Here is a 23,170-nt window from a genome sequence, read left to right as displayed (position 1 = left end):
CCGGGCGGGCCGCCTGCTGAGCCGAGGTGGCAACGGCGGGCCACCTCATATGCATGACCCCGGATCTTCCGTGGTTCCGATGATGAGATAGAGGGCTTCGCGCAGCAAAGCGATCTGGTCAGGGGTCAAGGACTGCACTGCGGCGGTTTCGGCGTCCTCGGCCTGCTGTGCGACGGCCGCGCGAATGGAGTCGCCTTCCGGTGTGATGACGGGAATGCGTGCCCTCCGGTCGCGGGGGTCGACGAGCCGCGTGACGTAGCCCGCTTTCACGAGACGATCGATTTCCGCGGTGAGAGTTGTCTTGTCGACCCCGAGTGCCTGGCCGAGTTCGATCTGGGTGAGGTTCTCGGTCTTGTGCAGGGCACTGAGGACGATGTGGTCGCGCAGCGTCAGGCCGTGCCGGGCGGCTTCGGAGCCGGTGACGGCGTGCATGCGTTGCGCCGCGCGGTGCAGCAGCCACGTGAGTTCTGAATCCGGTCCGGGCCCCAGAGGCGGATACGGCGCCTCCCCTCGGCTCGGCTGCGGTGCGGCCTCGTTCACGGCGTGGGCTTCGTCCATGACTACATTCTCACCCGGCTTCTCCGGGGAAGTGGGTGGGCAGGGGCGGGATGCTGTCGTAGGCGCCGACGTCATGGGAGGGCACGATCTGGAAGGCGCGACTGAGCGCGATGCTGCGCCGGAGCCCCTGGCGTACGGTGCCCGGGTCGACATCGGCCAGGCGACGCATCAGCCAGGGGCGCTCGGCACCACGGGTGATGCCGTCCATCTGCCAGGTGAGATCGCCGATGAATGCGTACCGCGACCCGGAGGGCAGCGTCACCAATACCACCACCGACCCGGACGTGTGTCCCGCGGCGAGAGCGACAACGACCGAACCGTCGCCGTAGACGTCGAAGCTGGCGGGGAAGCCCAGGTAGGGCATTGCGTCGAAGGTGTACTCATGGATGTCCAGGCCCCGGGACACCGAACGGAAGACGGCACCGTGTGAATCCTCGGTGCCGTACCGGAGTTCGTCCTTGTTGATCCACACCGGTACGTGCAGGGAGTCCAGGCCGCTGACGTGATCCCAGTGCACATGGGTGACGAGCACGCCTCGAAGCCGGGCCTGGTCGTAGCCGGCGGCCTCGAGTTGCTGTGCGGCAGTCGATCTCCGTTCGTAGGGCGCGCGCTCCATCCGGGCGAGCATGGCGATGTGCGCGGCCACGTTCTCGCCGAAGCCTGCGTCGATCAGCAGGTCGCCCTGCGGGTGATGGATCAGGACGGCGGTCGCCGCGAAAGACCGCTTGTCGAGGAACGATCCACCCGTGACCGCGAAGGCCGCACGGGTGGTGTACGTGCCCGTCGGGAGTTGGTACAGGGCCATCCCGGCCGGAGGGTTCGCCGTCGGTAGAGGGCCGGACCAGAAGGAGGGAGTCGTTGTCGCCACACCAGAATCGTACGACCTCGGATCATCCCAATCAAGATGATTATCGCTAGTGGCCTCGCACGGCTGACCACTCGCGGTTCAGGGCCACCCGCGCACCGCGCCTCCAGACGGCGCGGGTATTGAGCGAGTCGCTGATGGCGGTGGTCGGGTCCCCGTCCACGAGCAGCAGATCGGCCCGCATTCCGGCCTTGATGCGACCTCGATCGTCAAGACCGAAGCGCCGTGCCGGAGTGCTGGTCGCAGCACGTAGTGCCTCGATCGGTGTCAGCCCGGCCTGCACGAGGTACTGCAGCTCGTGATGCACGCTGGCGCCGTGGGCCAGGCCGCCCAGGAACGGGAAGGCCATCGACACGTCGGTACCGACGAGGATGTCGACACCGGCGTCGTGGAGCGCTTTGACCGAGGCGAGAACGTCCTGGAGCTTGCCCTGCGGATAGTGATGGAAGCTGGAGCGCAGGGTCGCCATCCAGTCGTCGGACAGCCGGGAGGCCACCCGCGGATCATCGGCCAGCGATGCGCCGGTGACACCCATCATCGACGCGTCGAGCACGACGCAGGGCACGACGAAGGCACCTGACCGGGCCACGAGATCAATGATCGCCGGAGTATGGGGCCGGTCCATGAACAGGTGCACCAGCCCGTCGATACCGGCCTCGATCGACATGCCGGTGGCTTCGACGGTCAGCGCGTGAGCCACGGTGAGCATCCCGTGCTCCCTCGCGGCCGCCACGCCGGCGTTCAGCGTCTCCCGGTCCAGCATGGGCAGACCCGGGTGCCCTTCCACGCTGCCGTCGTCGACCATGAACTTGATGTAGTCCGAACCGGTCTCCACCAGTTGAGGAATGAACCCCACCGCTTCCTGCGGCGTGCTGGAGAAGGGCATCACCGGCCGTTGCCGCCGGGGCGCTCCCGCCGGTGGGGTCGCCCCAGGAGGTGGGCCCGGGCGAAAGCCCTCCGGGAACAGCTCACTGGGATGTCCGCCGGGCGGGGTGATCCCGAACCCGGACGACCGCACATCGGCGACGGTGTCGTCCTCGGTGATGTGCGCCCGGTGGTGCCGGGTGTTGGTGCCCTGCATCTCCAGCTCCGTCGTGACCCCGAACTGCAGAGCCAGCGCCAAGTTTTCGACATTGGTGTGCACGTGCGCATCGATCAGGCCGGGCAGCAGGGTCGCCCCGGCCGCATCGATCACCTCGGCGCCCGCCGGCGGTTCACCACCCACTGCCGCAATCTGTGTGCCCTCGAGAACCACGGTGGTCGCGGCGAGCACCTGGTGCCCGTCGAAGATCCGCACATGGGTCATTGCCGTCGTCATAGTTCGCTCATCCCTCGCGACCGATGCGCCGGTGACCTCGACCGACACATGTGCAAGCTAGCATATGCATGCCAAAAGTCATGTAGTTGCAATCCGCAGACATCCTCGGAAGACTTGGACGGTGGACGAACGCAGGGGCGACGACAGCCGCGATCAGGTGCTCGATGAGGTGGGGGCCGCATTCGCCCGATTGCGCCGCCGTACCAACCTCATCAACGTCGACCCCCCGGTGACGCGCAAAGACCTGTCCCGCAACCAGGTGATCAACATCGTGGACGAAGCGGCTGGAGAGATCACCGTGGGCGCGGTTGCCGAACAACTCGCCGTCGACCCATCCGTCGCCAGCCGGATGGTCACCGAGTGCATCAATGAGGGCTACCTCGTGCGCAAAGCGTCCCAGCTGGACGGGCGTCGCACCGTTCTCGAGCTGTCAGAAGAAGGCGTGAAACTGCGCGACCGCTTCCGCAGCCAGCATCGCCAGGCTTTCCTCAAGATCACGCACGATTGGCCGGAGAACAAACGGCTGACCTTCGCCCAGCTACTCATCGACTACGCCGATGCGAGCGTCGCACTGACCAACCGGCGCCACGACCATGGGGCCCCCACGCCCCGGTAGCCCTTCACCCGCTGGGCTTCAGCGCGAGATTGACCTGCGGTCGGCCTTTTCGAGCGGCGCCGGGAACGCCGCCATCGCGGTCTCGGCGATCTGCTGGAGGTCTTCGAGGGTGCCGCCGTCGCGAGCGCAGCCGGACATGCCCCGCAAGACCACCACCAGGAACGAGGCCAGGCGGTCGGTGCGGGTGCCGGGCGCGAGGTCGCCGTCCTTCACCCCGCGCTCCAGCCGGTCCAGGAGCCGCTGATACAGCTCCTGCCGTTGTGCGGTGAGCCGTGGTTCGGTCAGCATCAGGCAGCCGGGAGGAGTCGCCGCGTCGGTGTGGGCGCGGGCGGTGTCTTCCAGTACGCGCACGATCGCCTCACGCGCGGTCGGCAGTTCAGCCGCACGGTCGAGCCCTTCGCACGTGAGCCGGAAGTACGCGGCCGAAGCCTCCTCGAAGAGGCGGTTCTTGTCGCCGAACGCGGCGTAGAGGCTCGGTGGCGACACCCCCATGGCCGCGGTGAGCGTCGCGATGGACGTCGCCTCGTACCCCTCGCGCCAGAACTGCTCGACAGCAGCGGCCAGGGCTGCGTCGCGATCGAAGCTTCGAGGTCGGCCGGCCATGCCGCCAGCATAACGTAGTGACCACTATGGAATGTGATAGCGTCCGCGACATCAATAGTGATCGCTACAGAATGGAGCTGTCGTGGAGCTGAAGGACGCTGTCGTACTGGTGACCGGGGCGAACCGGGGCATCGGCGCCGAGTTCGTCAGGCTGCTCAAGGAACGTGGGGCCGGCAAGATCTACGCCGCCGCCCGTGACCTGAGCTCGCTCGAGACGAACGGCGTGGAACCGATCGCGCTCGACATCACCGATCGCGCACAGATCGAGGCCGCTGCCCGCGCAGCTGGTGACGTGCAGGTGCTGATCAACAACGCCGGGATCTCCACGGGCACAGCGCTGATGACCGGCGACGAGGCGAGCATCCGGCGGGAGATGGACACCAACTTCTACGGCACGCTGCAGATGACCCGGGCCTTTGCCCCGATCCTGGCGGCCAACGGGGGCGGTGCTGTCCTCAACGTCGTCTCCGCCCTGTCCTGGTTCGCCGTTCCCAACGGCGGTGCCTACGCCGCGTCGAAGGCAGCGGCCTGGATGCTGACCGACAGCACCCGCCTCGAGCTCGCGCCGCAGGGCACGCACGTGGTCGGTGTACACATGGGGCTGGTCGACACCGACATGAGCAAGGGCCTGGACGCGCCGAAGATCCACCCGGCCGACCTGGCGGGTGCGGGCCTGGACGCGATCGAGTCCGGCGCGCAGGAGGTGCTGGCCGACGACTGGGCCACGTTCGTGAAGTCCGGGCTCCGGCTCGACCCGAAGGACCGGTACGAGCAGATCTTCGCCGCCCTCGCCGGGAACTGAGCCGACGGTGCGCCGGCGCCGTGATCGGCGTCGGCTCACGCGACGCGGGACCTCACCGACAGGCCCCCGCGGCGAGCGCTCCACCACGTAGACCCGCTCCTGTCGTCCTGGGGAGAGACCGGACGACTGTGCTTCCACAGCCGTCTGGGCGAAACTGTGGGGCCGAGGGTGCCGATACCAACCTGACACCCGGCTTCTGCGCGCCCGAAAGGCTCTCCGCCCGCATGTCGTTCCTCACGCTCCTGATCATCGCGGTGGGTGTATCTGCCGATGCGTTCGCTGTCGCTGTCGCCAAGGGCCTGCACCTGAAGCGCCTGACCTTTCGAGACGCCGGGGGCCTGGCGATCGGCTTCGGGCTGTTCCAGGCGTTGATGCCCCTGGTCGGCTGGCTCCTGGGGCGCAGCTTCAGCAGCTACATCACCGGGATCGACCACTGGATCGCTTTCGGCCTGCTGGGCGTCATCGGTGTGAAAATGATCCGCGAGGCCCTCTCCCCCGACGAGGAGGAGGATGCTTCCGACCGCATCGAGCTACGCGAACTCCTGGTGCTCTCCGTGGCCACGAGCATCGATGCCCTGGCCGTCGGCATCAGCTTCGCCTTCCTCAGCGTGTCCATCCTGCCCGCGGTGGCCCTCATCGGGGCCATCACGACGGTCCTGACCCTGGTCGGTGTGATCATCGGCCGACAGGCCGGAGGCCGCATCGGCCGCCCCGCGGAGATCGCCGGCGGCGTCATCCTGATCCTCATCGGGACCCGGATCCTCATCGACCATCTCGGTGTTCTCTGAGACACACGCACGGTTCCGGCGGCCGCAGGCGCCGCACACTCGCGCTCGCGCCAGGTCAGCGCTTGAATCGGGGAATGAGCCGTCGACCAGTGACCCCCGATCCCGTCCGTCCCGGACAGGAGTCGGTCTGGGACTACCCCCGCCCACCGGCGCTGGTGTCCAGCACGAAGCGGGTAGTGGTCCGGCTCGGCGGCACCGTGATCGCAGAGACCGACCGCGCCTGGCGAGTGCTGGAGACGTCGCACCCGCCGACCTGGTACGTCCCCCGGGAGGCCGTCACCCCCGGAGTACTCCGACGCTCACGGGCCGCATCGACGCTGTGTGAGTGGAAGGGTGCGGCCACCTACTGGGACGTGGTCACTCCCGACGGGGAGCTGCCCGCGGCGATGTGGTCGTACGAGGCCCCGACCGCCCTGTTCGCGGACCTTGCGGGCGCGCTGACCGGTTACCCGGCCCAGTTGGACTGCACGGTGGACGGGGAGCGGGTGCGTGCGCAGGAGGGAGGCTTCTACGGCGGCTGGATCACCGATGACGTGGTCGGCCCGTTCAAGGGCGGGCCCGGCAGCTGGGGCTGGTGACCTGGTGGGAGCACGGACGAAAGTCACGATCGCGAACGAGTCCCCGGGCCGCGGCCCAGCACCTCACGCAGCCGTGTCTCCAGGGCCTTGCGGGGCAGCGCGCCCACGATCGAGGCCACCTCACGCCCACCCCGGAACAGCTTGAGCGTCGGGACCGTCGTGATCCCGTACGTTTCCGCGCTCTCCCGGTTCTTGTCCACATCGAGTTTCACCACCGTGATCCGCCCCTGATGGGCGGCCGCGAACTGCTCGATCACCGGCGCCATGGCCCGGCAGGGCTTGCACCAGGCTGCCCAGAAATCCACCAGGACCGGCCCGTCGGAGAGCAGGACCTGGTCGACGAACGTCGCATCGGTCACGGACCGGACTGATGGTCCTGACGGCATAGCTCTCCCTCGTTGCGCCGGCCGGATCGCGCTGACCGGCCACGACGATTCTGCCCGATAGGTATCGCTTCCCGAGAACCGGGAAGGGCCGAGCGCTGTGCCCCATGGGCCATGGGAAACTCCTGGTGTGGAGGCTGTGACAGCAGCACGATCGTCCGTACACACCGATCGGACCAGGACACGCCCTACAACTCGGTCAGACTCTCGGCCGGCTGATCGCTTCCGAAGGACATGGGGCCGGTGACCCGGAGGGGGTCACCGGCCCCGAAGACCTCTTACCAGGAGATCGTTTCAGCCCTGCAACTGGAGCGTCTGCCCGAACCCCATACGCGTGACGAACGCTTCCCGGGTCAGGTCGGAGAACGCCATCACGTGATCGACCCCGGCCGCGGTGAAGTCGACGACGCTGCGGAACGGCTTGTGCCCCCGGGGAAGACCCAGCACGCGGGAGATCTCGTCGGCCACCACCTGCGGGTCCTGATCGATGTCCGGCTGCATCAGACTGGCGGTGGCCTCCTCGTTGCGGGCCACCAGCGGGTCCAGGAACGCGTACGCGGCGCTCACCTCGGCGTCGGAGGCCCGGGAGGCGTTGGGGAAGTGCGAGGTGCCCTGTGTGATCGCGCCCGGCATCACGATGCTGGTCTCGATGCCGAACTGAGCCGCCTCGTAGGAGGTCACGACGGCCAGGGCGTCAAAGGCGGCCTTGGAGGCCACGTACGGCCCCAGGAACGGCGGCGTGGTGACGATGATCGTGCTGCCGACGTACAGCAGCGTTCCCGAGCGCTGGGCCCGCAGGTAGGGCAGCGCCGCCCGGTTGACGCGGTGCGCACCGACCGCGTTGATGTCGATCAGGTGGGTCAGGTCCTGGTCGGTGAACGCCTCGACGTACCCGACGTACAGGTGCCCGGCGTTCTGCACGACCACGTCCAGGCGCCCGGCCTGCTCGACCACGGCTTTCACCGCGGCGTCGGCCGAGGCCTGGGAGGTGACGTCGAGCTCGACCACGTGCAGGTCGAGCCCTTCCTTCTCGGCCAGCTCGTGGAACTGGGCGGTGACGCCGGCGTTGCGCGCGTCGATCCCGCGCATGCTGGCGAAGACCGTGTGACCGGCCCGGGCCAGGGTCTTGGCGGTGAGGTTGCCGATCCCGGTACTCGACCCGGTGATGAGAACAACTGACATCAGGCCGCGCCGCCGTTGGTGTAGAGCACCTGCCCGTTGACCCAGCGGCCCGGACCGGCCAGGAACGCGGTCACCTCGGCGATGTCATCGGGCGTGCCCAGGCGCTGCATCGGGTTCAGGCCGGCGATGTGGTCGATGACCTGCTGCGGCTTACCCTCGAAGAACAGGGGCGTGGCCGTCGGGCCGGGCGCCACGGCGTTGACGGTGATGTCCTTGCCGCGCATCTCGCGGGCCAGGATCAGGGTCAGGCCCTCGACGGCGCCCTTCGACATGGCGTAGGCGCCGTAGGTCGGCATCTGCAGCTTCATGATCGAGGTGGAGAAGTTGATGATGGCCCCACCCGGGCGCACGGTGCGCGCGGCCAGCTGACTGACCACGAAGGTGCCGCGCACGTTGGTGCGCTGGATCCGGTCGAACGTGTCCAGGTCCATGTCCACGACCGGGGCCAGCGGCATGATCCCGGCGCTGTTCACCACCACGTCCACGCCGCCGAAGGTGTCGGTGGCGTGCTGGAACAGACGCCCCATCGCGTCCTCGTCGGCCACGTCACCGCCGAAGGCGGTGGCCTTCCCACCGGCGGCGGTGATCGCGGCGACGGTCTCGTCCGCCTTGGCGGCATTGCCGCTGTAGTGCACGAGCACGGACATGCCGTCGGCGGCCAGACGCTCGGCCACGGCCTGACCGATCCCGCCGGAGGCGCCGGTCACGATGGCGATGCGGCTGTTGGTGTCGCTCACTGTTGCTCCTCAGATAAATAGACCAGATGTCCATATAAAAGTACCGCGAAAAAGACTTGCTGTCCATTAACGCTGGACGGGTCACTCGTCCGGCGTCAGCTCGACCCGCAGGATGCGGTCGTCCCCCGCGCGCGGCGGCGTACCGCCCCAGGTAGCCCCATCGGTGTTCGACGTGGTCAGCCACAGTGCTCCGTCGGGGGCGACCTCGACCGTCCGGATCCGCCCGTAGTCGCCGACCAGGTGCTCGATCGGGTCCGCGGTGGCCGTGGACCCGTCCACCGGCAACTGCCACAGACGCTGCCCACCCAGCGCCCCCGTCCACAAAGACCCCTGCGCGTAGGCGATGCCGGAGGGCGAGGCATCGTCGGGGTGCAGCACGAACAGCGGTGGTTCACCCGCGTCCCCTTGTGTTCCCTCGCTCTGTGGCCAGCCGTAATCCCGGCCCGGGAGCACCACATTCACCTCGTCCCAGGTCCGGTGCCCGAGCTCGGAGGCGTAGACCGTGCCGTCCGGGCCGAAGGTGATGCCCTGGACGTTGCGGTGGCCGCTGGAGTAGATGGGCGAGTCGGAGGGATTGTCCGCGGGTACGGAGCCGTCGGGGCGGATCCGCAGGATCTTCCCGTTGAGCGAGTCGTCGTCCGCGGCGTTCTCCGGCTCGAAGGCGTCCCCCGTCCCGATCCACAGGTTCCCGTCGGGCCCGAACCGGATGCGTCCACCATGATGGCGATCGGCGGTCTCGATGCCCTCCAGGATCACCCGCGGCGTCCCCAGGGACGCGTAGTCATCACCCACACGCAGGGCGACCACCCGGTTCGTGGGGGTGGACGACACGTACGCGTACAGCAGCCGGTCGGAATCGAAGTCCGGGGACAGCGCGATCCCCAGCAACCCTCCCTCCGAGCTCTTGACCACGCCTGGCACCACACCCACCGGTTCGGGCGTCCCGCCGCCGGCCGGGATCCGCTGGATGCGCCCGTCGGCGCGCCCCGAGACCAGCGCCGAGCCGTCGGGCAGGAAGTCCAGCCCCCAGGGCATGTCCAGATCGGTGACGATCTCGCTGACCTCCCCGAGCCGGGCCGTGCCGTCCGGGGTTGATGTGGTGGATGTGGTGGACAGGGAGGACGACGTGGAGGCTGCGGTGCATCCGCCCAGAAGGAGCAGGGCCAGCACACCGGGAAAGTGACGACGCACCCGGCGGTTCATCGACGCCCTCCCGCGAAGTCCTGGGTGATCTGCTTGTACTCCAGGAAGTCGTCCAGACCGGCCAGGCCACCCAGACGCCCCAGACCGCTGGATTTCCAGCCGCCCTCCTCGAACTCGACGGTCAGGTGGGCCCAGCTGTTGACCGAGATCAGACCGGCCTCCAGCCGCCGGCTCAGGCGTACCGGCCGGTCCACGTCCCGGGTCCAGATACTGGCGCTCAGGCCGCATTCGGTGTCGTTCGCGAGGGCCACGGCCTCGTCCTCGGACGCGAACACCTGCAGCACCTGCACCGGCCCGAAGATTTCTTGCTGGACGATCGGTACGGCCGAGTCGTCCACCTCCAGGAGGCTGGGGCGGTAGAAGGCACCGGCCGACAACGGTTCCTCGACACAGGGCCCTCCCCGCAGCAGCACCCGGGCCCCGCCCTCGAGCGCCTCGTCCACCATCCGGTCCACCCGCTCGACGGCGGCCCGGTCGATCAGGGGCCCCATGTCACTGGCCGGATCCGCGGCCGGCCCCGGACGCACCCTTCCGAGCGCCTCGACCAGACGCGCCCTCACCTCGTCCGCAATGCTTTCGTGCACCAGGACCCGTGTGATGCCGCCGCCTGAGCGATGTTCCGGCCGGTGGTGGTGCTGCCCGTGTAACTGATCGCCTTCACCTGCGGGGCGTCGACCAATCTGCGGGCGGCGAGGGACCCGGTCTCGATCAGGATGTTCACCACTCCGGCGGGCAGTTCCGGCACACTCGCGAAGAGATCCATGACGATGGCGGCGGTCTGCGCAGCCTGGGCCGGCATCTTCACCACCACTGTGCATCCGGCGGCCAGGGCCGGGGCGATCGAGCGAACACTGAGATAGGAGGGGGAGTTCCAGGGGGTGATGATCCCGACCACGCCGATCGGCTGACGAATGGCCATCGACTGCACACCCGGCGCCACGTCCGCGACCCGCCCCTGAGGATGAATGGCCAGTCCGGCCGCCATCCGCAGGGCCCGCCCGATGTACGAGGTCTCGCGCAGGGCCTCGGCCCGCAGCTTGCCGTTCTCCCGGCACAGGCTGGCCACGAGTTCCTCGCGCCAGTCCTCGAACCGGTCCGTCAGATGACTCAGCACCTGTGACCGGAGCATGGGATCAGCTGACCACGAGGATGTTTCGAAAGCATTTTTCGCCGCGACGATGGCGGCGTCGACGTTCTCGGCCTCCACGTCGTGGAAGCTGCCGATGGTGGCGCCGGTGGCGGGATCGACGCTGGGGAGAACAGCTCCCCCACCGACGTACTGGGCACCGATCCAGTGCCGGACCTCCGGGCCCGCACTGATCTGGTCTTGTGGTGACGGGAGCACAGATGGTTTCCAATCCATGGAGGCGTTTCAGGTGGAAAGGTCGGCCAGGTCCTGCTCCGAGAGCTGGATCCGGGTGGCGTCGAGATTCCGACACAGATGGCTGACACGGGATGTCCCTGTAACTTAGATGGACTTTCGGTCCATATAACAACACGGAAAAGGACCGCGCGTCCACATGGCCACTCGTCGTTGCTTAAGGACTATCTGTCCATTAAGATCGCGGGAGTCCCTGGAAAAGGTGGAGCATGGTGCAGCACGAAGAACGACCCGTTCCGACGGGCCCGGAGCGGGTCCGCCGGGGTCGCGGACGTCGTCCCGCCGCCGAGGTCCGCGCCGGCGTGCTCGAGGCCGCCGGCCAGTTGCTGTTCGGCGAGGGCATCAAGGCGGTGACCTTCGATCGCGTCGCCGCGACCGCCGGTTCCAGCAAGATGACGCTGTACAAGTGGTGGCCCTCGGCCGGCTCACTGGCCGCGGAGGCCTACTTCGCCCACAGCCAGCAGGTCCTGGAGTTCCCCGACACCGGCGACATCCGCGCCGACCTGACCCACCAGCTCACGTCGTTCGTCCGCCTGCTGACCCAGGAGGGCGGCGGCCCGATCATCGCCGAGCTGATCGGGGCCGCCCAGACCGATCCGGCTCTGGCGGAAGCCTTTTCCCGCAACTACTCGGTCCCTCGCCGCGAACTGGCCGCGCAGGCCCTGGAACGCGCCCGCGAGCGCGGGCAGCTGCGCGACGACATGGACCTGGGCATTCTCGTGGACCAGCTCTGGGGCGCCTGCTACCAGCGACTGCTGATCCCGGACGCCCCGCTGGACGAGGCTTTCGCCGTCGCCCTGGTGAACAACGCGCTCGACGGGGCCGGGGTCCGCCCCTAGGACCTGTGGTTCGGCCATTCGTGCGCCGCGCGTTCGTGGCACAGGTCCGCTCGACCGAGCGCCCGGCTCACCTCCATCGGCCCAGGTTCTCGACGGTGGTGGTGATGAACGCGTCGTCGGCGGTGCCGTGTTCGATGGTGGCCCGGTAGTAGATCGGCCCGATCGCCAGTGCGGCGGCATGGCGAGGGTCTGTGCGCAGGTCCACTTCCCCACGCGCGCGGGCTTCTTCGAGGGCTTCGACCAGCCGGGCAGTGAGGAGCTCGGCGAAGCCTTCGCGGCGTGCGTCCATGTCCTGCTCCCACAACGCGGTGTTGGCCAGTGTGGTGGTGACGACGCGCACATCGTGGTGATCGAGTTGCCTGGCGATGGCGGCCAGTTCCCGAATCAGCCAGTCGCGGGTGGGGGTGCCGGGAGCATCGAAGAACGGCATCGGCACGGTAGCCATCGCTGCGGCCAGCAGCTGATCGGTGCGCGGCCAGTGCCGGTAGACCGTGGCCCGCGCGATCCCCGCCTGCTCAGCGACGCGGGCGTGGGTGATGGCACCGGGTCCGTGGGTCATCAGCAGCTCGCGGGCCGCGCCGACGATTGCGTCTCGGCTGCGCAGGAACCGGGGATCTTCGGGTGAGGGCGCCATGAACCCAGTCTATGAGACATCTTGACTCATACAGCAGAAGCTGAGACGGTCGCTCTATGAGACAAACTGTCGCACAGAAGCGGATCGTGGTCCTGGGCGCGACCGGGGCCACCGGCCGTCTGGTCGTCTCCACGGCCCTACGGCGCGCCCATCACGTCATCGCCCTGGTCCGCCGTACGGGTTCTTTCGCGCCCGCCGAAGGCCTGCACGAGGTGGAATGGCAGCACCTGAGTGACGTGGCGACGCTGACATCAGCCCTGACCGGCGCCGATGCGGTCATCAGCACCCTGGGTGGCGCGGCGCAGGGCCCGACGTCCGTGTGCACCGACGCCATGACCGTCACCGTCCCCGCCATGCAGCGCGCGGGGATCTCCCGGCTGGTCGCGCTCAGCGCCCACGGAGTCGCCGACAGCCGCGACCGGTCGCTGTTCTCCCTCGCGGTTTGGGCCGGGGTCGGCGAGAAGATGCGCGACAAGGAGAGCATGGAGCCCTTGGTCTCCTCCTCCGGCCTGGACTGGACGATCGTGCGCCCGCCGATGCTCAGGGACACCCCCGCCACCGGTAACTACCGGGTCGCCACCGACCTGCCGGTGCATCTGTGGACCTCCGTCGCACGTGCCGACGTCGCCGACTTCCTCGTCCGCGAAGTCGAAGCTCCTCACCACCTGCACGCCTACCCGCGGATCACCCGATGAAGGCCCCGCTTTCGCTCGTCGGCGTGGATCTTGAGGGACGCGTCGCGGTCGTCACCGGCGCCGGTGGTGGCATGGGACGAGTCATCGCCGGCGAACTGGTCGCCGCCGGTGCGCAGGTGCTGGCCGTGGCCCGGAATGCCTCCCGTACCGAGAGCCTGCTGCGCGAAACTGTCGCAGGCAACGGCCCCGGCCGGTTCGAGGTGATCCAGGCCGACCTGTCCGTGCGCGAGGGCGTGATCGGCGCCGCCGCAGCGATCAGCGAGCGCTGCGAGCAGGTGCACCTGCTGGTCAATAACGCCGGTGCGCACTTCCCCGACCGGCGGCTGAGCCCCGACGGCGTCGAGATGCATGTCGCGGTGGACTACCTGGCCGCCTTCGGGCTCACCTACCTGCTGCGGGAGAACGTGGTGCGGGCGGCGGGGCGGGTGGTCAACGTCGCCTCCAACACGCTCAACGACACCCGCCAGATCAAGCTGCGGGGACACGCCCGCCCGGCGACCCTCGACCCCGGGCAGCTGCACGACCTCACCGCGCTGAACCCGCCGAGCGGCTTCGTCCCGTTCGAGGCCTACGCCCGCGCCAAGCTCCTCACGGTGACCAGCGGCTACCATTTCGCGCGAACCTTACGACCCCAGGCGGTCACGGTGAACTCCGTACATCCCGGCATCGTGGCCACCGACATCATCAACGACCTCGTCCCCGCGGTGCTGCGTCCCTTCGAAGCGCTCATCCGTCAGACCATGCTGACACCCCGAGAAGGGGCTAGCGCCGCGCTGCGGCTGGCCACCGATCCCGCACTGACCGGTGTCACCGGTCGCTACTACGACCGGGACCAGGAGACGACGACCCCCGCCGTCTCGCACGACGCCGTCGTTCAGCAGCAGCTGCACGATGTCAGCAGCCGGTGGTTCACGCACTGACCCGAGCCCGCATCCATCACGTCCGCAGCCACCGGCCGGCTCCCTTCCTGGCGCAGGAGCATCGACGACCGCGGGATCGCGGCATCGGGCCCGGCCACACCGACCAGGGCGATCTGCGCACCGAAACCGTTGGCTGCCATGACGTTCGCGATGACGGCGGGAATCGCGGTGGTGTCCGGACCATAGGCGGCGCCCACCCGTCTATATCCCCCCGGGGGGTTCTGGTAGTCTCCTTGCTATCCCCCCGGGGGGATACAGGAACGGCCGGCCACCACACCCGAGGACCCCGATCCGGCTACGCCGCATCCTGCCCGCGGTGAAGTTCTCCCACAATTGATCCGATCCCGAGAAGGAGACCGTGATGTGCCGAGCCACGAGCTGCAAGATCTGTGGAAAGACCACCTGGACCGGCTGTGGGCAACACGTGGACCAGGTGCGCGCCCAGGTACCGAGCGCACAGTGGTGCCCCGGGCAGCACACCGACAGGGAGAAGGCATCAGCCCCGAAACCGCCGGCCTTCCTGGACCGGCTGCGTCAACGGTTCGGGCGATGAGTGTGCAGTCACGTCAAGCGGTGAGGGTGGTCGAACCATGACCGAAACTGGAACTCGCGTCGTCGTGATCGGCGGTTCTGCAGCCGGGATGAGCTTCGCTGCCCGCGCCCGCCGCCTTTCGGAGACGTCCCGGATCGTCGTGCTCGAGCGAGGCCATCACGTCTCGTACGCCAACTGTGGCCTTCCGTACTTCGTCGGCGACGAGATCGCCGAGAGCGGCGATCTGCTGGTGCAGACGCCGGAGAAGCTGCGAGCGGCCTTGAACCTGGAGATCCGGGTTCGCCACGAGGTCGAGCACATCGATCCCGTGGCGCGGCTGGTCCGCGTACGTGATCAGGTGACGGGCCAGGTGTACGAGCAGCCCTACGACGCACTGATGCTCGCCACCGGGGCCGGCTCGATCCTGCCTCCGGTGCCCGGCATCGATCTGCCGGGCGTGCAGGTCCTGCGGACGATCCCCGACGCCGAGGCCATGCGCGACCGCGTCGAGAGTGGCGCAGGTCACGCGGTCGTGGTCGGGGCGGGCTTCATCGGGATCGAGGCGGCCGAGCAACTGCGCCGCCGCGGTCTCGACGTGACCGTGGTGGAGCTGGCCGACCAGGTCCTGCCGCCGCTCGACCCGGAGATGGCGCACTCGGTGGAGGACGCCATGCACCAGGCCGGGATCGATGTCCGCAAGGGCACGTCGTTGTCTGCCATTGAGTCCGAGACGGATGGCCGATTGCTGGTGACCCTCTCCGACGGGACGGTGACGGCAGCCCACATCGTTCTGGTGGCCGCCGGAGTGCGGCCGGACACCGCACTGGCAGCGGCGGCCGGCCTGAGCCTCGGCGAACGTGATGCCGTCCGGGTGGACGAGCACCTGCGCACCTCGGACCCCGCGATCTACGCCGCCGGCGACTCGATCGAGGTGATCGACGCCGTCACGGGCGCACCCGTGGTCGTCCCGCTGGCCGGGCCCGCCAACCGGCAGGGGCGAGCCGCCGCCGACCACCTCTTCGGCCGTGGAGGACAGACCCCGCCGGTGCTCGGGACGGCTGTCGTACGGGCGTTCGGGATCTGTGCCGCGACCACGGGCCGCAGCGAGAAGTCCTTGCGCTCAGCCGGAATCGAGCACCACGCGGTGCATCTGCACCCGAATCAGCACGCCGGCTACTATCCCGGCGCCCAGGCCATACACCTCAAGCTCCTGTTCGCACCGAACGGCCGGGTTCTGGGAGCGCAGGCCACGGGAGCCGAAGGCATCGACAAACGCATCGATGTCCTGGCCACCGCGATCCGCGCCGGGATGACCGTGGACGACCTGGCCGAACTGGAATTGGCCTATGCTCCACCCTTCGGTTCGGCCAAGGACGCGGTGAACATGGCCGGCTTCGTAGCGCAGAACGTGCTGGCCGGGGACGTCTCCTTCTGGCGGGGTGCAGACCTGGAGCCGATGCCCATCGGAACCGTGCTGCTCGATGTCAGGTCCCCGGCCGAGTTCGCCGAAGGCCACCTGCCTCAGGCACTCAACATCCCGCACACCGAACTCCGGGAGAACCTCAGCCGGATCACCCCTGACATCCCGCTGTTCGTCTACTGTGCCAGCGGATTCCGCTCATACCTGGCCACCCGGCTGCTACGCCAGAGCGGCTGGCCCCAGGCCAGATCACTGTCCGGCGGACTACGTACCCTCGCTGCCGAAAGGCCCGGATCCTGGTAATGGTTTCGCCTGCCGAAGCGGTTCGGGCCACGCGGGCAATGGTCCTGTCGAGCAACGGGATGCCCGAAGCACCACAGAGCACCGACCAGGGCAAGGAGAACTCAGGAGACGCTGGCGTCGCCAAGTTCGCTGCCAAGATGACGGTCGTAGTAGCCGCCATCGGAGCCCTGGGCGTTCTGGGGGCCGCCGTGGTCAGCCGCAGCAACTCGGAGCCGTCACCCACTCCGACCATGACGACGTCCAGTTCGTCGATCATCAAGGTGTTCTAGCCAGGGCCCCATCGACTCAGCGCGGCTGCGCCGACCGCCCGCGCCACCACCACCGAGGCACGTCAGCGTGTCCAGCAGCGTGGTGTCGGCAAGATCACCACCCAGCTGGGCCGCTACCTCGGCCGGGGCCTCAACGGCCGTTGGGCAACGGCCAGGACCGCCCCGATCGCCTTCTCCTGAGCACCAACGCGCCGTCCCGGCGTCCTCTCCGGAGCACGCTCACTCGCCGCGCGAACCAGAATGTAGGTGCTTTCACCTGGTCATTCTCGGAAAAACGGCCCCTTGCCAAGGGGCTGTCAATTAGGTAAGCCTTACCTCCGTAACTATTGATCAACAGGAGGAAGGCACGTGTTCGCGAACTACCTGATCGGCCTGCGCGAAGGGCTGGAGGCCGCCCTGGTGGTGAGCATCCTCGTTGCCTATCTGGTCAAGGCCGGCCGCCGCGACCGCCTGCCCGTGGTCGCCGGGGGCGTCACTCTGGCCATCGCGCTGAGTGTCGGCTTCGGTGCCTTCCTCACCTACACCTCGACCACCCTGCTCAAGGATTTCAAGAGCCAGGAACTGTTCGGCGGCATCATGTCCTGCATCGCCGTGGTCTTCGTGACCTGGATGGTGTTCTGGATGCGCCGCACGGCCCGGAACCTGCGCTCCGAACTCGACGGAAAGCTCTCCGCGGCCCTGAACGTCGGTGGCTACGCCGTGGCTCTCACCGCGTTCCTGTCCGTGTTCCGCGAGGGCCTGGAGACCGCCCTGTTCTTCTGGTCGGCCGTACAGGCCGCCGGCAGCACCACCAGCCCCGTCATCGGCTTCAGTCTGGGCATTCTCACCGCCGTCGGGCTGGCCTGGCTGCTGTACAACCGTTCGGTCAAGCTCAACCTGGCCCGGTTCTTCACCTGGACCGGCGCCGGTCTCATCGTCATCGCCGCGGGCGTGCTGGCCTACGCGGTGCATGACCTGCAGGAGGCCGGCGCCATCGGTGGCCTGTACACGCTGGCCTTCGACATCAGCGGCACGATCCCCCCGAGCTCCTGGTACGGAACGCTGCTCAAGGGCGTGTTCAACCTCAGCCCGCAGACCACCGTGGCGCAGGCCATCGCCTGGACCCTCTACTTCGTCCCCGTCATGACCCTCTTCGTGCTCGGCAGCCGCCGCGCCGGAACCCGAAAGCAGGAAATCTCCCATGCCTGAAGCACTCTCCAAGACCCTCACGGCCGCCGGCCTGCTGACGGCCCTGGTGGTGTCCGGTTGTTCCTCAGGCAGTTCCACCGGTGGCAGCACCGAGTCCGGGGCCGACGGCCCGATCACGGTCGACGCCGGTGACACCAACTGCGACGTCTCCACCACCCAGATCGCCGCCGGCCAGCACACCTTCAGCGTCACCAACAGCGCCAGCCAGGTCACCGAGGTGTACGTGTACGCCGACGGCGACCGCATCATGGGCGAGGTGGAGAACATCGGCCCGGCGCTGAAGCGTGAGCTGATCGTCGACCTGCCCGCCGGCACATACCAAGTGGCCTGCAAGCCCGGCATGGTCGGCAACGGCACCCGCACCGCACTGACCGTCACCGGGGCCACCCCCTCGGCCGCCACGCTCGACGAGAACCTGCAGAACGCCGTCGACGACTACAAGAAGTACGTCAACAGCGAGGCCGCGGCCCTGGTCGACACCACCAAGACCTTCACCGACGCGATCGACGACGGTGACATGGACGCGGTCAAGGCCGCCTACCCGGCCGCGCGTCTGCACTACGAGCGCATCGAGCCGATCGCCGAGAGCTTCGGTGACCTCGACCCGCTCATCGACATGCGCATCGACGACGCCACCGACGGCACGGAGTTCACCGGCTTCCACGCCATCGAGCAGCTGGTCTACGAGAAGGCCACCCTCAAGGGCACGTCCGACCTGGCGAAGCAGCTCGACACCAACGTCGAGAAGCTGCAGACCGTGATCAAGGACGTCGACTTCACCCCTCTGGTCATGGGCAACGGCGCCAAGTCGCTGATGGATGAGGTGGCCAAGTCCAAGGTGACCGGTGAGGAAGAGCGCTACTCGCGTATCGACCTCGTCGACTTCGCCGGCAATGTGGACGGCGCCCGCTACGTGTACACCGCGCTGCGCCCGGCCTTGAAGGAGAAAGACCCCGCCCTGGTCAAGACGCTCGACGAGCGTTTCCCGGCCCTGGTCGACCTGCTCGAGACACACCGCGCCGAGGAAGGCGACAAGGGCTACATCACCGGCAGCCCGTATGTCTCCTACGACGACCTCAGCAAGGACGACGTGAAGGCCCTCGCGGTCGAGGTCGACGCCATTTCCGAACCCCTCGGCCAGATCTCCGGAGTCGTGAGCAGCAAGTGAGCACCCCCGAAGCAACTGCGCGACCTTCGCGGCTCAGCCGTCGCCGGCTGTTCGGCCTGATCGGGGGCACCGGTGCTGTCGGTGCCGTCGGTGCCGTCGCCGGGGTGGTCGGCGCCAGGGCGACAACGGGCGACGCATCGGGCGACGGCTCCCGCGGTCAGGTCGTGGAGTTCTTCGGGGACCATCAGGCCGGTATTGCCACGCCCGCCCAGGACAGACTGCATTTCGCCGCGTTCGACCTCAGCCCGGTCGCGCAACGCGAGGCGCTGATCGAGCTGCTCACCGAGTGGACGAACGCGTCCCTGAAGATGACAGCAGGACTGGACGTGGGCACCGGTGCCGTCACCGGTGACCCGTCCGCTCCCCCGGACGACACCGGTGAGGCACTCGGCCTGGCCGCTGCGAAGCTCACCATCACCATCGGTTTCGGCACCAGCCTGTTCACCGACGCGCACGGCAACGACCGGTTCGGCATCGCCGACCGGCGCCCCGAGCAGCTGGCCGACCTGCCCGCCTTCGCCGGCGACGCGCTGAAGGCGGAGATCAGCGGCGGGGACCTGTGCGTGCAGGCCTGCGCGGACGACCCCCAGGTGGCCGTGCACGCGATCCGCAACCTGGCCCGCATCGCCCGCGGGACCGCGTCCGTACGCTATTCGCAACTCGGCTTCGGACGCACCAGCAGCACCACGGTCAACCAGGAAACCCCGCGCAACATGATGGGTTTCAAGGACGGAACGGCCAATCTCAAGGCCGACGACAACGACTCGATGAACCAGCACGTGTGGGTACAGGACGGCGACGGCCCGGACTGGATGACCGGCGGCTCCTACCTGGTCTCCCGCCGCATCCGCATGCTGATCGAGCCGTGGGACTCCACCCCGCTGACCGAGCAGGAACGCGTCATCGGCCGCACCAAGGGCGCCGGAGCCCCGATCGGCAAGACCAAGGAGTTCGACACCGTCGACCTGGACGCCAAGGGCAGTGACGGCGCACCCCTGATCGACCTGAAGTCGCACGTGCGCCTGGCCCACCCCACCACGAACAACGGCGCCACCCTGCTGCGGCGCGGCTACTCGTTCACCGACGGCACCGACGACCTGGGCCGCCTCGACGCCGGCCTGTTCTTCCTGGCCTACCAGCGCGACCCCCGCACCCAGTTCGTCACCATCCAGAACTCCCTGGCCGGCAACGGCAACGACGTGCTGAACGAATACATCCAGCACGTCGGCAGCGGACTGTTTGCCTGCCCTCCCGGGGTGAGGGCGGGCGAGTACGTGGGGCAGGCGCTGTTCACGTAAACCTCTGCACCGCTGGTGAACTGCGCCCCGCCCCACGGGCGCGCCGGCCATCGTCGTTGTCCGTCAGTGACACGCCGGAACCGTGCGTCCTCACCCTGCTGCCGGAGCGGGCCTAAGATCCCGGCACCGGCTGAGGAAGGGCATGGGGCGATGCGGAAACTGACCTACGGCATGAACGTGTCACTGGACGGCTACATCGCCGCGCCCGGCGACAACCTCGGCTGGAGCACGCCGAGCAACGAGATGTTCCAGTGGTGGCTGGAGCAGGAGCAGGCCATCGGCCTGTTCCTGTACGGGCGCAAGCTGTGGGAGGCCATGAGTTCCTACTGGCCGACCCGCGACCAGCAGCCCGACGCCACCTCCACGCAGATCGCGTTCGCCCGGAACTGGCGGGACACCCCCAAGGTGGTGTTCTCCTCGACGATCGAGAAGGTCGACTGGAACACCCGCCTGACTACGGATGACGCGGTCGCGGAGATCACCCGGCTCAAGGCCGGGGACGGCGAACCGATCCGGGTGGGAGGTGCCACGCTGGCCGCGGCCGCCATGCGGGCCGGGCTGATCGACGAGTACACACTCGTCACCCATCCGGTGCTGGTCGGCGGCGGCACACCGTTCTTCACCGCGCTGGACGGCTGGGTGAACCTGAACCTGATCCAGACGCAGCCGCTTCCCGGCGGGGTGATGGTCACCCAGTACGCGACGAGGCGCTGAAGGTGCGCGGGCCAGGAGCTCTTCACCTCACCGGGCCGGCTTCTCTCCTGATGGGCTGCGCCTCAGGAACTCTCGTGCGCCCCGCAACCGGGTCGTGAGTTTCGCCTGGGTGGAGGTGCTGTCCAGGCGCACGTCCAGCGGGCCGGCCACACCGGAGTCGGCCCGGCGGCCGGTGGGCAGCAGTGCGGGGTCGAGCCCGTCGCGGCGGGCGATCAGGGTTCCCAGCTCGTGCCGGCTCACCGCATCGGTGCCGGCCAGATGATGGACGCCCGCACCAGTTCGCGCTGCCAACTCCAGCAGGGCGGTGGCCAGGTCGGTGACGTGCACGGCGCAGCGCACGTCGTCGGTGAAGAGCACACCCGTCGTCGTGCCGGCGGCCAGCGCGTGGGTGAACTGTTCGGTGGGCGAGTCACCGCCACCCACAATGAGGGACGTCCTGGCCACCACGGCGCTCGGGTCCAGTCCGGCGACGGCCACCTCGGCGGCGGCCTTGGCCGCACCGTAAGCGCTCACCGGATCGGGGCGGGCGTTCTCGGCGTAGGAGTCCGCGGCGCCGGAGAAGATCGCGTCGCTGGAGACATGCACCAGACGAGCTCCCGCCCCGGCCGACGCCGCGGCCACGTGCATCGCTCCGGCTGCGGTGGTGTCCCAGTCCGCCTGAAGGTAGGCCGCGTTCACCACGGTCCGGGGCCGCACGTCACGGACCAGTGCGTCCACCTCGTCACGCCGGCAGATGTCCAGGGCCCGCCAGGTGGCTGCCGGTTCAGTACCCGGACGGCGGTGGAAGGTGGCCGTCACGTCCCTCCCCGCCCCCAGGGCGAGACGGACGATCTCCCGGCCGAGATATCCACTGCCGCCGATGACGAGAAGGTCCACGGCTGAAGGATAGGCCAGGCCCACTCCCAGCTGACTCAGCCCACTTCGGCCCAGTCCGGCCCACTTCGGCAGAGCTGGGCCCAGCCCCGCAACCCCCCAGCCCGGCAGCCCGGCAGCCCGGCATCGGAATGATCGCAGCGAAGGATGGGCCATCGCAGCGATGTCGCCGCGGCACCCCTGATCGATGTGGTTGAGCCCCCGCCCACGGTGTGTACACCTGGTACATCCGGTACCGGATGTACCAGGTGTACACACCGGGAAAGGTCTGCTGCCCAGAGGTAGGGCCGGCGAGAGCAGCGAGCGACCTCGTGCTTGCGCCGCCGGGCGCCCACCGGCGCAGCCGCGAGCGCGGGACAGAAGTGGGCGCGCGACAGACGTGGGCGCGGTGCAACGGTCGGGCCGGTTCGCAGTGGCCCAGCTCATAGCCCGAGCTTCAGAGGCCCAGTAGGTCACGCCGGCCGAAAACCGCGTCCAGGAAAATCTCGTCGTTCATGTCCGAGCTCACCAGCAACGCTTTCACCTCGCTGATCATCGGGCTGAGCAGCGCGGGTCGTTCCAGGCTGATGTCGACGACCGTGGTGGTGGTCTCGGCGATGTCGGTGATCCGGTCCAGCTCGTGGGCGGCCAGGTCGTCACCGGTGCGGTACTTCAGTCGCACCAGGGCCACCTGGGCCTGGGTGGGGGCGGCCACGACCGTGCCGTAGCGGGCGGCGAGCGCGGGGTCGAGGCCGTCGACGTAGAGGGTGGGTCTGTCGGTGATGGGCAACAGGTTGTGCTCGTTGACCAGGACCGTGAACGCAGCAAGCTGTTCGACGGTTGCGGCACTCGTGCCGGGCATCACACGACTCCTCATCAGGCTTACAGGGGCACTGATAGCAACGGCGTGCGGCGTTCACAGGTTCGACGAAACGGGCACAATCGGGCGTGGTCTGCGTGACACTCCCCTGCGTCACTTCATGATCACCCAGATGCGTGCGCGCGTTGCCGGCCCCGTCAGCACGGTCAGCACCGTCGGTCGAAGAGATGACCACGACCCCGACGGAGGGGCCGTGGTCGTCCGCCCTACTTCTTCTTGCCGGACTTCTTCTTGCCCTTCTTGCCCTTCTTCGCCTTGGCGTCCTTCTTCTTGCCCTTGGTGTCCTTCTTCTTCGCCATGGCTTCCCCTCGATGATGGCCGGCAGGTGAACTTTGGCCATCGGTGAGGGACCGCTTCGGCTTGAGTTCGCGGGTCCTGACGGAACCGCAAAATGGAGGACGCCCGTGGAGACTCGAGTCTCCACGGGCGTCCTGCATGGTCGGG

General features: G+C 68.2%; 26 protein-coding genes and 1 pseudogene. 14 read left to right on the top strand and 13 right to left on the bottom strand.

What is annotated here, in order from left to right:
- Positions 1-45 precede the first annotated feature (45 nt).
- From QSK05_RS20375 to QSK05_RS20365, 3 genes are read right to left on the bottom strand one after another with little or no spacing between them, the layout of a single operon-like run.
- Positions 46-558 carry a MarR family winged helix-turn-helix transcriptional regulator gene (locus QSK05_RS20375; protein WP_285598850.1) on the bottom strand — a complete coding sequence of 171 codons (513 nt, stop codon included), beginning with the start codon at positions 556-558 and terminating at the stop codon, positions 46-48.
- A 10-nt stretch (positions 559-568) separates the two neighbouring features.
- Complete coding sequence (locus tag QSK05_RS20370; protein WP_285598849.1) at positions 569-1,426, bottom strand: MBL fold metallo-hydrolase; 858 nt, start codon at positions 1,424-1,426, stop codon at positions 569-571.
- A 46-nt stretch (positions 1,427-1,472) separates the two neighbouring features.
- A complete protein-coding gene (locus tag QSK05_RS20365; protein ID WP_285598848.1) occupies positions 1,473-2,741 on the bottom strand; it encodes an amidohydrolase family protein in 1,269 nt (422 codons plus the stop codon).
- A gap of 121 nt (positions 2,742-2,862) precedes the next feature.
- On the opposite strand from QSK05_RS20365, the gene QSK05_RS20360 reads away from it, so the two are divergent.
- Positions 2,863-3,357 carry a MarR family winged helix-turn-helix transcriptional regulator gene (locus QSK05_RS20360; protein ID WP_285598847.1) on the top strand — a complete coding sequence of 165 codons (495 nt, stop codon included), beginning with the start codon at positions 2,863-2,865 and terminating at the stop codon, positions 3,355-3,357.
- Between the two features lie 18 nt (positions 3,358-3,375).
- Here the strand turns inward: QSK05_RS20360 and QSK05_RS20355 are convergent, their stop codons facing one another.
- The gene (locus tag QSK05_RS20355; RefSeq protein ID WP_285598846.1) at positions 3,376-3,960 is read right to left on the bottom strand and encodes a TetR/AcrR family transcriptional regulator; all 585 of its coding nucleotides are present in this window, start codon (positions 3,958-3,960) and stop codon (positions 3,376-3,378) included.
- 82 nt (positions 3,961-4,042) lie between these two features.
- Here QSK05_RS20355 and QSK05_RS20350 point away from each other — a divergent pair, with 82 nt between their 5' ends.
- From QSK05_RS20350 to QSK05_RS20340, 3 genes are all read left to right on the top strand, one after another.
- Complete coding sequence (locus tag QSK05_RS20350) at positions 4,043-4,762, top strand: SDR family oxidoreductase (RefSeq protein ID WP_285598845.1); 720 nt, start codon at positions 4,043-4,045, stop codon at positions 4,760-4,762.
- A gap of 224 nt (positions 4,763-4,986) precedes the next feature.
- Positions 4,987-5,550 (top strand): manganese efflux pump MntP, encoded by a 564-nt coding sequence (locus QSK05_RS20345; protein WP_285598844.1) that lies wholly within the window; start codon positions 4,987-4,989, stop codon positions 5,548-5,550.
- 74 nt (positions 5,551-5,624) lie between these two features.
- Positions 5,625-6,128, top strand: a complete 504-nt coding sequence (locus QSK05_RS20340; protein WP_285598843.1) for a DUF427 domain-containing protein — start codon at positions 5,625-5,627, stop codon at positions 6,126-6,128.
- Between the two features lie 23 nt (positions 6,129-6,151).
- Here the strand turns inward: QSK05_RS20340 and trxA are convergent, their stop codons facing one another.
- From trxA to QSK05_RS20315, 5 genes and pseudogenes are all read right to left on the bottom strand, one after another.
- Positions 6,152-6,487 (bottom strand): thioredoxin, encoded by a 336-nt coding sequence (trxA, locus tag QSK05_RS20335; protein ID WP_285598842.1) that lies wholly within the window; start codon positions 6,485-6,487, stop codon positions 6,152-6,154.
- 318 nt (positions 6,488-6,805) lie between these two features.
- Complete coding sequence (locus QSK05_RS20330) at positions 6,806-7,693, bottom strand: SDR family NAD(P)-dependent oxidoreductase (RefSeq protein WP_285598841.1); 888 nt, start codon at positions 7,691-7,693, stop codon at positions 6,806-6,808.
- The gene (locus QSK05_RS20325) at positions 7,693-8,430 is read right to left on the bottom strand and encodes an SDR family oxidoreductase (RefSeq protein WP_285598839.1); all 738 of its coding nucleotides are present in this window, start codon (positions 8,428-8,430) and stop codon (positions 7,693-7,695) included. Before QSK05_RS20325 ends, QSK05_RS20330 begins: the two co-directional genes overlap by 1 nt.
- 81 nt (positions 8,431-8,511) lie before the next feature.
- Positions 8,512-9,633, bottom strand: a complete 1,122-nt coding sequence (locus tag QSK05_RS20320) for a PQQ-dependent sugar dehydrogenase (RefSeq protein ID WP_285598838.1) — start codon at positions 9,631-9,633, stop codon at positions 8,512-8,514.
- A pseudogene (locus QSK05_RS20315) lies at positions 9,630-10,996 on the bottom strand (aldehyde dehydrogenase family protein). Before QSK05_RS20315 ends, QSK05_RS20320 begins: the two are co-directional and overlap by 4 nt.
- A gap of 227 nt (positions 10,997-11,223) precedes the next feature.
- Here QSK05_RS20315 and QSK05_RS20310 point away from each other — a divergent pair.
- Positions 11,224-11,853 carry a TetR/AcrR family transcriptional regulator gene (locus QSK05_RS20310; protein WP_285598837.1) on the top strand — a complete coding sequence of 210 codons (630 nt, stop codon included), beginning with the start codon at positions 11,224-11,226 and terminating at the stop codon, positions 11,851-11,853.
- A gap of 67 nt (positions 11,854-11,920) precedes the next feature.
- Here QSK05_RS20310 and QSK05_RS20305 read toward each other — a convergent pair whose 3' ends face one another.
- Positions 11,921-12,487 (bottom strand): TetR/AcrR family transcriptional regulator, encoded by a 567-nt coding sequence (locus tag QSK05_RS20305; protein ID WP_285598836.1) that lies wholly within the window; start codon positions 12,485-12,487, stop codon positions 11,921-11,923.
- Positions 12,488-12,543: 56 nt separating this feature from the next.
- Between QSK05_RS20305 and QSK05_RS20300 the strand changes: the two genes are divergently transcribed.
- Positions 12,544-13,182 (top strand): NAD(P)-dependent oxidoreductase, encoded by a 639-nt coding sequence (locus QSK05_RS20300; RefSeq protein WP_285598835.1) that lies wholly within the window; start codon positions 12,544-12,546, stop codon positions 13,180-13,182.
- A complete protein-coding gene (locus QSK05_RS20295; protein WP_285598834.1) occupies positions 13,179-14,102 on the top strand; it encodes an SDR family NAD(P)-dependent oxidoreductase in 924 nt (307 codons plus the stop codon). The genes QSK05_RS20300 and QSK05_RS20295 overlap by 4 nt, the downstream gene beginning before the upstream one ends.
- Here QSK05_RS20295 and QSK05_RS20290 read toward each other — a convergent pair.
- Entirely contained in the window at positions 14,057-14,299 is a 243-nt protein-coding gene (locus tag QSK05_RS20290; protein WP_285598833.1) for a hypothetical protein, read from the bottom strand. The two genes, QSK05_RS20295 and QSK05_RS20290, sit on opposite strands and share 46 nt — an antisense overlap.
- Positions 14,300-14,463: 164 nt before the next feature.
- On the opposite strand from QSK05_RS20290, the gene QSK05_RS36660 reads away from it, so the two are divergent.
- The 7 genes from QSK05_RS36660 (at position 14,464) to QSK05_RS20260 (ending at position 20,994) form a co-directional block, all read left to right on the top strand.
- Positions 14,464-14,655: a DUF8730 family Cys-rich protein gene (locus QSK05_RS36660; protein ID WP_502879794.1), complete on the top strand. Its 192-nt coding sequence runs from the start codon at positions 14,464-14,466 to the stop codon at positions 14,653-14,655.
- A gap of 37 nt (positions 14,656-14,692) precedes the next feature.
- Positions 14,693-16,357 (top strand): FAD-dependent oxidoreductase, encoded by a 1,665-nt coding sequence (locus QSK05_RS20285; protein ID WP_285598832.1) that lies wholly within the window; start codon positions 14,693-14,695, stop codon positions 16,355-16,357.
- A gap of 59 nt (positions 16,358-16,416) precedes the next feature.
- Entirely contained in the window at positions 16,417-16,626 is a 210-nt protein-coding gene (locus QSK05_RS20280) for a hypothetical protein (protein ID WP_285598831.1), read from the top strand.
- 348 nt (positions 16,627-16,974) lie between these two features.
- Complete coding sequence (gene efeU, locus QSK05_RS20275; RefSeq protein ID WP_285598830.1) at positions 16,975-17,814, top strand: iron uptake transporter permease EfeU; 840 nt, start codon at positions 16,975-16,977, stop codon at positions 17,812-17,814.
- Entirely contained in the window at positions 17,807-18,982 is a 1,176-nt protein-coding gene (gene efeO / locus QSK05_RS20270) for an iron uptake system protein EfeO (protein ID WP_285598829.1), read from the top strand. Before efeU ends, efeO begins: the two co-directional genes overlap by 8 nt.
- Complete coding sequence (gene efeB / locus QSK05_RS20265) at positions 18,979-20,280, top strand: iron uptake transporter deferrochelatase/peroxidase subunit (RefSeq protein WP_285598828.1); 1,302 nt, start codon at positions 18,979-18,981, stop codon at positions 20,278-20,280. Before efeO ends, efeB begins: the two co-directional genes overlap by 4 nt.
- A gap of 150 nt (positions 20,281-20,430) precedes the next feature.
- Positions 20,431-20,994, top strand: a complete 564-nt coding sequence (locus tag QSK05_RS20260) for a dihydrofolate reductase family protein (protein ID WP_285598827.1) — start codon at positions 20,431-20,433, stop codon at positions 20,992-20,994.
- A 27-nt stretch (positions 20,995-21,021) separates the two neighbouring features.
- On the opposite strand, the gene QSK05_RS20255 is transcribed toward QSK05_RS20260, so the two are convergent.
- Together QSK05_RS20255 and QSK05_RS20250 are read right to left on the bottom strand one after the other, a co-directional pair.
- Complete coding sequence (locus tag QSK05_RS20255; protein ID WP_285598826.1) at positions 21,022-21,870, bottom strand: sugar nucleotide-binding protein; 849 nt, start codon at positions 21,868-21,870, stop codon at positions 21,022-21,024.
- A gap of 433 nt (positions 21,871-22,303) precedes the next feature.
- On the bottom strand, positions 22,304-22,708 hold the full coding sequence (locus tag QSK05_RS20250) for a hypothetical protein (RefSeq protein ID WP_285598825.1): 405 nt from the start codon (positions 22,706-22,708) through the stop codon (positions 22,304-22,306).
- Positions 22,709-23,170 lie beyond the last annotated feature (462 nt).

The sequence above is a fragment of the Kineosporia sp. NBRC 101731 genome (genome assembly GCF_030269305.1).
In the GTDB taxonomy this organism is placed as follows: Bacteria; Actinomycetota; Actinomycetes; order Actinomycetales; family Kineosporiaceae; genus Kineosporia.
This window is presented reverse-complemented; position numbering and strand designations above follow the sequence as displayed.

Bases quoted from the DNA above. Each gene is read 5' to 3' on its own strand.
- QSK05_RS20375 (WP_285598850.1), bottom strand. From the start codon at position 558: ATGGACGAAGCCCACGCCGTGAACGAGGCCGCACCGCAGCCGAGCCGA.
- QSK05_RS20365 (WP_285598848.1), bottom strand. From the start codon at position 2,741: ATGACGACGGCAATGACCCATGTGCGGATCTTCGACGGGCACCAGGTG.
- QSK05_RS20355 (WP_285598846.1), bottom strand. From the start codon at position 3,960: ATGGCCGGCCGACCTCGAAGCTTCGATCGCGACGCAGCCCTGGCCGCT.
- QSK05_RS20345 (WP_285598844.1), top strand. From the start codon at position 4,987: ATGTCGTTCCTCACGCTCCTGATCATCGCGGTGGGTGTATCTGCCGAT.
- QSK05_RS20340 (WP_285598843.1), top strand. From the start codon at position 5,625: ATGAGCCGTCGACCAGTGACCCCCGATCCCGTCCGTCCCGGACAGGAG.
- QSK05_RS20330 (WP_285598841.1), bottom strand. From the start codon at position 7,693: ATGTCAGTTGTTCTCATCACCGGGTCGAGTACCGGGATCGGCAACCTC.
- QSK05_RS20320 (WP_285598838.1), bottom strand. From the start codon at position 9,633: ATGAACCGCCGGGTGCGTCGTCACTTTCCCGGTGTGCTGGCCCTGCTC.
- QSK05_RS20310 (WP_285598837.1), top strand. From the start codon at position 11,224: ATGGTGCAGCACGAAGAACGACCCGTTCCGACGGGCCCGGAGCGGGTC.
- QSK05_RS20305 (WP_285598836.1), bottom strand. From the start codon at position 12,487: ATGGCGCCCTCACCCGAAGATCCCCGGTTCCTGCGCAGCCGAGACGCA.
- QSK05_RS20300 (WP_285598835.1), top strand. From the start codon at position 12,544: ATGAGACAAACTGTCGCACAGAAGCGGATCGTGGTCCTGGGCGCGACC.
- QSK05_RS20295 (WP_285598834.1), top strand. From the start codon at position 13,179: ATGAAGGCCCCGCTTTCGCTCGTCGGCGTGGATCTTGAGGGACGCGTC.
- QSK05_RS36660 (WP_502879794.1), top strand. From the start codon at position 14,464: ATGTGCCGAGCCACGAGCTGCAAGATCTGTGGAAAGACCACCTGGACC.
- QSK05_RS20285 (WP_285598832.1), top strand. From the start codon at position 14,693: ATGACCGAAACTGGAACTCGCGTCGTCGTGATCGGCGGTTCTGCAGCC.
- QSK05_RS20280 (WP_285598831.1), top strand. From the start codon at position 16,417: ATGCCCGAAGCACCACAGAGCACCGACCAGGGCAAGGAGAACTCAGGA.
- efeO (WP_285598829.1), top strand. From the start codon at position 17,807: ATGCCTGAAGCACTCTCCAAGACCCTCACGGCCGCCGGCCTGCTGACG.
- QSK05_RS20260 (WP_285598827.1), top strand. From the start codon at position 20,431: ATGCGGAAACTGACCTACGGCATGAACGTGTCACTGGACGGCTACATC.
- QSK05_RS20250 (WP_285598825.1), bottom strand. From the start codon at position 22,708: ATGCCCGGCACGAGTGCCGCAACCGTCGAACAGCTTGCTGCGTTCACG.